The sequence below is a fragment of the Candidatus Binatia bacterium genome (assembly GCA_036382395.1).
Taxonomy (GTDB): domain Bacteria; phylum Desulfobacterota; class Binatia; order HRBIN30; family HRBIN30; genus JAGDMS01.
Genome location: DASVHW010000053.1, coordinates 1 through 2,643, shown reverse-complemented (window position 1 = coordinate 2,643; position 2,643 = coordinate 1). Strand labels below are relative to the sequence as shown.

Here is a 2,643-nt window from a genome sequence, read left to right as displayed (position 1 = left end):
CCATTGCGCCGATCCCACGCCAGGCCTATGTCGGTCTTTGCACCCTGAACCGTCGACTGTTGACTGTCGACTTGAAAGGCGCCCGATGCCCGAGTTCACGCACAAACAGGTCGAGGCCAATGGCCTCAAGATGCACGTGGTCGAAGCCGGCAGCGGCTTTCCGGTGCTGCTGTGCCACGGCTTTCCGGAGCTGTGGTACTCGTGGCGCCATCAACTGCGCGCCTTGGCGGACGCCGGTTTTCGTGCCATCGCGCCGGATCAGCGCGGCTACGGCGACACCGACGCTCCGCAAGCCATCGAGGCCTACACCATGCATCACCTCGTCGGTGACCTCACCGGCTTGCTCGACGCGCTTGGGATCGAGAAGGCGGCGATCGTCGGACACGACTGGGGTGGGATCGTGGTCTGGCAGATGGCGTTGCTCGCGCCGCACCGCGTCGCGGCCGTCGTCGGCGTGAATACGCCGTTCTTCCCGCGGCCAGCGGCTCGGCCGACCGAGATCATGCGGGCGATGGCCCAGGGCAACTTTCATTACATGCTGTATTTTCAGGAAGCGGGAGTGGCGGAAGCCGAATTGGAACGTGACGTGCCGCGATCGTTGCGCGGCTTCTATCAGGCGATTCCGAAGGACATCATCGAAGCCGCCAAGGACACGCCGCCGGGCGTCTTCGGTCCCGCCGGCGGCGGCATTCTCGATCGATTGCCGGATGCTCCACACGGCGGCTTCCTCACAGAGAGTGACTTCCAGGTGTTCGTGCGAGCGTTTGCGCGCACCGGCTTCCGCGGCGGACTGAACTGGTACCGCAACTTCGACCGCAACTGGGAACTGACGGCGTACTTGTCCGGCGCCAAGGTGACGCAGCCGGCGTTGATGATCACCGCCGAACTCGATCCCGTGCTGCGCCCGCGCATGGCCGAGGGGATGTCGGCGTGGGTTCCGAATCTGCGCGAAACGCTGCTCATCAAGGGATGCGGCCACTGGACCCAGCAGGAGAGGCCCGAGGAAGTGAATCAGGCCCTGATCAAGTTTCTCAAGACGCTCAGGCCGTAGTCTTGGGCGGCACCAGCCCGGCTTGCCGAACCGTGTCGCGAATCGCGCTAGTGTTCCTCCTCATCGTGTGTGCGCCGACGCCGGCGCGTCCGTGGGGTTGTGAAGGGCATGAGACGATCGCCCTCCTCGCCGAGAAGCACCTCACTTCCCACGCGCGGAAGATGGTACACGATCTGCTCGAGGCTGCACCGATTGATCCGCGCACGCCACGTTTCTGTCATCCGACCACGCGCAGCGTGATGGGGGAGGCGTCGACGTGGGCCGACGATGTGCGTCGTGACGACACGTCGCCGTTCCAGGGGACGGGACCTTGGCACTTCATCAACATCCCTCGCGGTGCCTCGCAAAGCGATCTGCGCCGCTTCTGTCCGTCGCGCACAGGCTGTGTGCTGACGGCAATCAATGAGCAGCTTGCGGGGATCCGCAGCCACGCGACCGATCGCCGCTGGGCGGATGCGCTGCGGTTCATCATTCATCTCATTGGCGATCTTCATCAACCGTTGCACGACACCACCAACAACGATCTGGGAGGCAACTGCGTGCCGGTCGCCTATCTGGGCATCGAACCACAACGATCGCCCGACCACCCGGAGGATGACGTGTACCAGCCGAACCTGCACTCGGTGTGGGACACCAATATCATCCGGCGCATCATGGAGCATCGCAGCCCGACGTGGTTCGCCGACTTCCTCGATCACCGCTTTCAATCGCAGCTCATATCCTGGCAGCGGAAGACGATCGACTTCAACCAGTGGGCGTGGGAGAGTCACCAGTTGGCCGAGCAAACGGCATACGGCCTCTTGCCCACGCCGATACGCCCGCAGCGGTCCGCGCGGGCGACACCATGTCGGGAAATGTCGGAGAAGATCTTGGCGCTCCACGAGCGTTTGACGGAGCGCTACCAGAACGCCGCCGCTGCGGTGGTCGAGGAACAGCTGGCGAAAGCCGGCATCCGGCTCGCGGTGGTGTTGAACCAGATTTGGCCCTGAAGATATTCAGGGCCTTTATGTGCCGGTCATCGCATTGTACGCGAGAGCGGGTTGTAAGTCGGGCGGCTACGAGTTCTCGGGCGTGGGTTTCGCGTGCTGGCAGGGGCAGTCTTCGGGTGCTGCCGGCCCTGCTTTGGGAGCGTCCGCTGCCTTCTCCTGGTCTGTAGCGCAACAACTGCCGCTTGTAGGATCGTTGCACCCGGGCGCCTTCGGCTCAGCGGGCTTCTCAGCCGGCGGCGCTTGGGTCGTGTCCTGGCCTGCATGGGTGGTCTCTTCGGCGAGCAACGCCGCCGGTTGAAGGGTGGCTGCAGCAAGCCAACAAGTGGCGACAAATAATCCGCGCGACAAACTCAGCATCGGTCCTCCTCAGAAGAAGCTTTGGGAGGCTATGCTACCCATCCCTGCGAACCAGATCAAACTGAGCCTGCGCGCGCGCCACCGCCATTGCTCGCGTCGAGCCGCCACGGCAAGGCTCGGTGGCCGCTCCTCAACCGCTCGTGCTATGGTAAACGGTGTGGACAGCACCCGCCGCAGAGCGACCTATGAGGACCTGCTGAAGGTTCCTGAAACTATGGTGGCTGAGATTCTCGACGGTGAGCTGTA

At 63.6% G+C, this 2,643-nt stretch carries 2 protein-coding genes; both read left to right on the top strand.

All coding sequences use genetic code 11. The features are described from left to right. Positions 1-85 precede the first annotated feature (85 nt). A complete protein-coding gene (locus tag VF515_03095) occupies positions 86-1,051 on the top strand; it encodes an alpha/beta hydrolase (protein ID HEX7406617.1) in 966 nt (321 codons plus the stop codon). 50 nt (positions 1,052-1,101) lie between these two features. After that, positions 1,102-2,040: a S1/P1 nuclease gene (locus VF515_03090; GenBank protein ID HEX7406616.1), complete on the top strand. Its 939-nt coding sequence runs from the start codon at positions 1,102-1,104 to the stop codon at positions 2,038-2,040. Positions 2,041-2,643: the final 603 nt, after the last annotated feature.

What these genes read in the sequence shown, in the direction of transcription:
- VF515_03095 (HEX7406617.1), top strand. Translation starts at nt 86, where the DNA reads ATGCCCGAGTTCACGCACAAACAGGTCGAGGCCAATGGCCTCAAGATG.